Origin of the sequence: Thermodesulfovibrio sp., assembly GCF_049969575.1 — a bacterium.
Classification (GTDB): Bacteria; Nitrospirota; Thermodesulfovibrionia; order Thermodesulfovibrionales; family Thermodesulfovibrionaceae; genus Thermodesulfovibrio; species Thermodesulfovibrio obliviosus.
Map to the genome: position 1 here is coordinate 1 of NZ_JBMFOO010000044.1, position 6,014 is coordinate 6,014.

At 37.7% G+C, this 6,014-nt stretch carries 7 protein-coding genes and 1 pseudogene; 4 read left to right on the forward strand and 4 right to left on the reverse strand.

The genetic code is table 11. The features are described from left to right. The first annotated feature begins 382 nt into the window (after nt 1–382). The 4 genes from yedE to ACP5O9_RS08510 are packed head-to-tail and all read left to right on the forward strand — an operon-like array spanning nt 383 to nt 3,081. Nucleotides 383–1,471 (forward strand): YedE family putative selenium transporter, encoded by a 1,089-nt coding sequence (yedE, locus tag ACP5O9_RS08495; RefSeq protein ID WP_428723830.1) that lies wholly within the window; start codon nt 383–385, stop codon nt 1,469–1,471. Between the two features lie 4 nt (nt 1,472–1,475). Continuing rightward, nucleotides 1,476–1,694 (forward strand): sulfurtransferase TusA family protein, encoded by a 219-nt coding sequence (locus ACP5O9_RS08500; RefSeq protein WP_353686669.1) that lies wholly within the window; start codon nt 1,476–1,478, stop codon nt 1,692–1,694. An 11-nt stretch (nt 1,695–1,705) separates the two neighbouring features. Beyond that, the gene (locus ACP5O9_RS08505; protein WP_428723831.1) at nt 1,706–2,245 is read left to right on the forward strand and encodes a DUF3343 domain-containing protein; all 540 of its coding nucleotides are present in this window, start codon (nt 1,706–1,708) and stop codon (nt 2,243–2,245) included. After that, the gene (locus ACP5O9_RS08510) at nt 2,230–3,081 is read left to right on the forward strand and encodes an NAD(P)H-hydrate dehydratase (protein ID WP_428723832.1); all 852 of its coding nucleotides are present in this window, start codon (nt 2,230–2,232) and stop codon (nt 3,079–3,081) included. Before ACP5O9_RS08505 ends, ACP5O9_RS08510 begins: the two co-directional genes overlap by 16 nt. Here the strand turns inward: ACP5O9_RS08510 and ACP5O9_RS08515 are convergent. The 4 genes and pseudogenes from ACP5O9_RS08515 to ACP5O9_RS08530 form a co-directional block, all read right to left on the reverse strand. Then, the gene (locus ACP5O9_RS08515) at nt 3,070–3,948 is read right to left on the reverse strand and encodes a tetratricopeptide repeat protein (protein ID WP_424905398.1); all 879 of its coding nucleotides are present in this window, start codon (nt 3,946–3,948) and stop codon (nt 3,070–3,072) included. The genes ACP5O9_RS08510 and ACP5O9_RS08515 overlap by 12 nt on opposite strands. Before the next feature lie 8 nt (nt 3,949–3,956). Continuing rightward, a complete protein-coding gene (locus tag ACP5O9_RS08520) occupies nt 3,957–5,198 on the reverse strand; it encodes a prepilin-type N-terminal cleavage/methylation domain-containing protein (protein WP_428723833.1) in 1,242 nt (413 codons plus the stop codon). Further along, nucleotides 5,162–5,443, reverse strand: a complete 282-nt coding sequence (locus ACP5O9_RS08525) for a hypothetical protein (RefSeq protein ID WP_353686664.1) — start codon at nt 5,441–5,443, stop codon at nt 5,162–5,164. The genes ACP5O9_RS08520 and ACP5O9_RS08525 overlap by 37 nt, the downstream gene beginning before the upstream one ends. Before the next feature lie 374 nt (nt 5,444–5,817). Then, nucleotides 5,818–6,014: pseudogene (locus ACP5O9_RS08530) on the reverse strand (hypothetical protein); the annotation flags it as partial.

Genomic DNA, 6,014 nt, shown 5'->3' on the forward strand with positions numbered 1-6,014 from the left:
TTCTATCTCATTATATATTTAATTTCTTTCGCAAATGGTTATGGAATAAAGCCACGGGATAATTTTAACATAAGTTACAGAATTTACGATATGCTGATGAGAAAGCAATGGATTGAAATTGGTCGCATAAATCCTGTTCAATCTGAACCTTTTCCAACACCACCGCACAGGTGAGAGATTCTCCTTTTTAAAAAAGTTCAAGATGGTTCAAAATTGTTCAAATGGTCAAGAAGGGGGTGAGAGGGCAAGTAACAGGATAAAGCCCCGGAATAGCAAAAGGCATTGGAAAAATCTATCAATATTCTATGATTTATTGAAAAAAACAATTTTACATATCGGCATTACTAAAGTAAAATATTCAAAAAATTCTGGAGGAAGGCAGATGGAGTTTAAGAATTTCTTTGCCACAAGAAGTGGCATTATTTTTGTTGGTTTAATTATCGGTGTGCTTGCTCCTGTGCTTCAGAATCTCGGAAATCCACCAAACATGGGTATATGTGTTGCCTGTATGGAAAGAGACATTGCAGGCGCGCTGGGACTTCACAGGGCAGCAGTTGTTCAGTATATGAGACCTGAAATTATAGGATTTGTTCTTGGAGCTTTTCTTTCTGCCCTTGCCTTTAAAGAATACAGACCTCGTGGAGGTTCAGCACCTTTTATAAGATTCATTCTTGGTGTTTTTGCAATGATAGGTGCACTGGTGTTTTTAGGGTGTCCATGGAGAACAATTTTAAGGCTTGCAGGTGGAGACGGAAACGCTATTTTTGGCTTACTTGGGTTAATTTTTGGGATATGGATTGGAACAAGGTTTCTTAAGGCTGGTTATTCACTGGGAAGAACTCAATCAACTCCATCAAAGGCTGCTGGAATTGCCTTTCCTCTTTTAATGCTGGGCTTTCTTTTACTATTACTGATTGATCCTCAGCCAGCAGGTGAAGGCAGAGGAATGCTGCTATTTTATAGTATAAAGGGACCTGGCTCACAGCATGCTCCTTTGTTTATATCACTTGGGATTGCTTTGTTAATCGGTGTTCTTGCTCAGAGAAGCAGATTCTGTACAATGGGAGCATTCAGAGACCTAATACTTTTCAAGCAGGGGCATTTATTTTCAGGCGTGGCTGCATTTTTCATCGCTGCTTTAATTACAAATCTTATACTCGGACAATTTAATCCTGGCTTTGAAAAACAACCAATTGCCCATACAATGCAACTGTGGAACTTTCTTGGAATGACTCTTGCCGGACTGGCTTTTACCCTTGCAGGTGGTTGTCCTGGTAGACAACTTTTTCTTTCAGGAGAAGGAGATGCAGATGCTGCAGTTTTTGCCTCTGGTATGATTGTTGGTGCAGGGGTAGCACACAATTTTGGATTGGCAAGCAGTCCAGCAGGAATTGGTCCAAATGGAGCTGTGGCAACAATAATTGGGTTAATAGTTTGCGTAATAATTGGTTTAACAATGAGAAGGAGGTAAAAAAATGGCTGAAATTGTTGATGCAAGAGGACTTTCATGCCCTGAGCCTGTGCTTTTAACTCTTGAGGCAATAAAAAAGCTCGGCAAAGGTGAGATAGAGATTCTTGTTGATACTGATACATCAAAGGAGAATGTGTCCCGTGCTGCTACTTCAATGGGATGGCAGATTGTAGAGATAACCGAAGAGACAACAGGCTACAAAGTGAGAATTAAAAAGGACTGAGCAGGTGAATAATGAAGATATTGAAAAAATTATTCAAACACAGGACTACTCCCACTCAGAGAGGAATTCTTATCTTTGAAAACACATCAGAAGTCATAAGAGCTGAGAGGCTTCTAAAAGAGCATGGATATGAGATCAAAGTTGTAGGACCACCTCCACATGTAAGAAAAGGATGTGACCTTGCAATAGAATTTTCTGTTGTGGAAGCAATGGGAATCCTTAATGTTCTTGAAGCTCAGAGGCTTATGCCCCTTGATTTTTTGCCTTCCAATGATGGCAATTTAAAACCTGTTGACCTCTTTCATGTTAAAGACTACGGAAAATTTATCATGGTAAGGGCAGCAAACATGAAAATAACTGTTCATAAAAGTAGCCTTACTATTGTTAATGTTTCAGGTGGAGGATGCCCTGATGTTCCATATCTGGCAGCTTGCTTGATTGGTAAAAAAATTAATGAAGCAACAGAGCCGAGAATGCTCGGACATACTCTCTGTGGATATGCACTTCAGTTAGCCTATGATAAAATAAAAGAATTATGCTTGCAGTCATAGGCACTGTTCCAGAAGAAGATTTTCCTGTTACTTCTGGAAAGGCTCAGCTTGAAGGCAATTTCTTAATTGTAGAGGGTAGAAAAATTTCCATACAGAGAGGCACACCTGCTCTGATTGCATCAGCATGCAAAATTCTTGAAATATCAGGTAAAGCTGCGCTATATGTTTATCTCGCAGGAGATACAGGAAAAGGCTACGGAAGCAGGAGATTATATGAATTTTTTGTCAAGGAAATTAAAAATCATGACTTTGATACACTTACATTTCACTACTTAATGCCAGATGCTGATTGGTGTAATAAAATTTTGCTTGCCATTGGAGAATTATATAAACGCCCTTTTTTAATAGCTGATGCAGGATTTATGTATGCAGCAAAGATGAGCGGCAACGCCAGCTGTTTTGATCTTTTTACACCAGACCCTGGAGAGCTTGCTTTTTTAGCTGATGAAGAAGCTCCGCATCCCTTTTACACAAGAGGTTTTCTCCTTCAGGATGAAAGCAGAGTTGAAGAACTCATTGAGAGAGCCTATAAACATAAAAATGCGGCAAAATATCTGCTTGTTAAAGGCAGGGCAGACTATATTGTAAAGCAGGGCAGAATCATAGATATTGTATCAGAACCTTGTATTGAAGCTCTTGAACCAATTGGTGGAACAGGAGATAGCCTCACAGGCATAGTTTCTGCTTTAATTGATTCAGGATATGAAGTAGAAAAAGCATGTAGTATGGCAGCCAGGATTAACAGAATTGCAGGACAGCTGTCAACTCCAGAACCATCAACTCAGATATCAGAGATTATAAAATTCATTCCCGATGCATTCAACTTACTTATATGACCTTACGCGCTGAATTGCCTCTGTAGCATGAGGATCACCAAGTTGATAAAGTCTCTCATATAGTTTCAATGCCTCTTCGTATTGTTTTTTCTTTTCCTTTAAGAGTGCGAGATTATAAAGTGCTGTTTTGTTGTCCGGGTTCATAGAAAGAACTTTTCTGAAACATTCTTCAGCCTTTGTGAGATTTCCCATCTTTGCCTGAATTACACCGTAATTAATGATTATTGAAACATTATCCGGAGCTTGATTCAGGCTCAGCTGGGCATAATGGGAAGCTTCTTTAAGATCACCAATCATGAGATAAAGGGTTGCAATTTTATCAAGAATTTTTGGATCCTGCTTTCCCGTAATTCTAAGATACTCTCTGTATTCGGAGATTGCATCAGAGTAATTTCCCCTTGATTCAAAATCCTGAGCTCTGTAAAGATAATCTACTGCTTTGACTGTTTCTGCATTAAACTGTTCAAAAGGAATTTCAGCAGGTTTGTTAGACTGCTTTTTTTGTGTAGTCTGCTTTGCTACTTTTTCCTGCTTTAAAGGTTTTGTTGTATGTTTTGTCTTTAAATTTTGGTTAATGTTTTCTGTTTCCATAGATTTTACTTGTACAGAAGCTGGTTCTGTACTTGATTGAGTATATTTTTTTTCTTGCGAAGGGTTTGGCCCTAATGTTGAATATTGAACAGGCTTGTTAGAGCTTTTTAATTCTGATTCTATATAATGATTATAAATAAAACTTCCAACAAAACCGATGGCAACAATCAGTAATGATAGTATTATTAAAAAAATAGGTTTTTTCGGAGTCTTCTCATTTGCTCTTATAATTGTTAAAAGACCTGGTGGTATGCCTTTTTTAGTTTTAAATATCATTCAACCTCTTAATTAGCGATACAATTATTACCTTGACATGATACATTAACCTGACAATCACCGTTGGTATCAAGATTTTGCATCGTTCCAGAAAGCAATATAGTGCCCCAGCACCAAGTGTTTATATAAACAGTTAAAACACTACTATTACCCAGACCTGATATATAACTACTGTCTCCATTGCCTAAGTTTTGACATAGTCCTGAATCAATTCTAAAGGACTTTGAAGTTCCTTGATTAGAAATACTAAGAGCATAGGAAGTACAACCACCACCACCTCCTCCGCCGCCGCCAAAAGGATTTATGGTTAATACCAGAGTTTTCTGAGCAATGTTATCATTTGAACCTGTCGGGTCTTGATTATCTCTTGCAAAAAAAGTAAGCAGATAAGTTCCTGGTGTGTTTGGGGTGCCAGATATTGTGATATAGTCAGCCTGCCTCCATGAGGCTTCTGCAAGTCCTAAACAATCTGATGAAATTGTGAGTTGACTAACATCGAATCCTGAAAGAGAAGGATTAACTTCTATACACCACCTGTATTTTCCGCCACTACTGAAAGGGACTCCTCCTTCCGCATAAATTTTGGCTTCATAAGATTGTCCTACATAACCGTACGGTAATTCATTGTTTAAAATCTTAAGCTGAGCTCCCTGACATCCTGCTTTTATTCTAAGCTCATCAAGACTTACCCACTTAACAATATCATCATACTCTTGTTGCCTTGTAAAATCACCAGAATAATCATCAATATTTGGAGTATCTTGCGGATACACTCTATAGCATGTTTTTCCTGGAGGGCATGGAGAATTTGTTAAAGGTCCTGTTTGAACATTGTAATTCGGACCACCACTTACTACTATGAAAGCTACATTCTGAATTTGATTGTTACAGTTTGCATCTGTACAAACAATTACATTTGTGGTTTTCCTTCCGCAAATTCCTTCAGCAGGATTAGATGGCGGATTAGTCAAGGCACTGTCAACAAAATAAACAAGTCCTTTCCCCCATGAATCATTAGGGTTTCTTACTACTTGAGGAAACTCTGTAGATGTTGGCAATCTATTATTTTTTGCCGTAAAACCTATCACTGACTCTGTAGCTGCATTCACAATATCCCTTGTTTCAGTTAGTTTTGCCCTTTTTGTAAGCGGACCAATAAGGCTTGCACCAAGACCTACTAAAAGGCCCAGTATCACAAGAACAATGGCTACTTCTACAAGTGTAAGCCCTTTTTTTGATTGAAGTAGCATACTTTTTTATACCATAAAAGACTTATTTTTTCAAGATTTAAAGTTCTTTCTGAAGCTGCACCTTCTGTTTTTGCTGTCACTGCAATTTTCAAAACTGGCAAAGCGTGTTCACTTATTTTTGATCCCCATGTTTTCTTGTATTTCTCATCAAGTTTATCAAAAAGTTTTTCTCCCATGTTGTCAATCTTATCCTTTATTACCTCAGTAACTTTATCCTGTATGACATTACCTAAGATTTGATTCAAATCAGAGGCATTCAACTCTGAAGAGGCTCTAATATTTTCTGCTAAATCATTTAAACTTAGTTGACGCTGATTATACTGGGCAAAAAGCTGTTTTTTCTTTCTTTTTTAAACTCTGCCACTGCCAGGGCTTTCACAAAAAAGACATAAATGCTTTTTTCTTTAAGAAATGCTTCAAAATTCTCACTTTGAAGGAACTCAAGCGCACTACCATTTTTTACAAAGCCTATGCCATTTCCAGTTTCATAGAAAACTCCAGCTCGGTCTGAATAGAAAATCTTTTTTATGCTCTGTCTTGGATATTCATAAACAATTTTGAGTTTGCCATTTTTATATTCTGCGATGTGTCTGTTAATGCTGAGGAATCTTCAATGAATTTATGCAGCAGTCAATACTTTATCTTCCAGCCTTTGAATTCTCAATCTCATATCATCAATAGCTTCTTTCTGAGATAAAGCTTTATTAAGGTCTGCTCTGATTTTTGATGCCTCTAAAAATAATTCATCAAGTCTGGCGTTGGTTTCATCAATCCTCTGTGTATTCATCATAATCTCTGTTTTAAGCTCAACCCTGA

Coding starts and splice junctions, on each gene's coding strand:
- ACP5O9_RS08500 (WP_353686669.1), top strand. CDS start 1,476: ATGGCTGAAATTGTTGATGCAAGAGGACTTTCATGCCCTGAGCCTGTG.
- ACP5O9_RS08515 (WP_424905398.1), bottom strand. CDS start 3,948: ATGATATTTAAAACTAAAAAAGGCATACCACCAGGTCTTTTAACAATT.
- yedE (WP_428723830.1), top strand. CDS start 383: ATGGAGTTTAAGAATTTCTTTGCCACAAGAAGTGGCATTATTTTTGTT.
- ACP5O9_RS08520 (WP_428723833.1), bottom strand. CDS start 5,198: ATGCTACTTCAATCAAAAAAAGGGCTTACACTTGTAGAAGTAGCCATT.
- ACP5O9_RS08505 (WP_428723831.1), top strand. CDS start 1,706: ATGAAGATATTGAAAAAATTATTCAAACACAGGACTACTCCCACTCAG.
- ACP5O9_RS08510 (WP_428723832.1), top strand. CDS start 2,230: ATGCTTGCAGTCATAGGCACTGTTCCAGAAGAAGATTTTCCTGTTACT.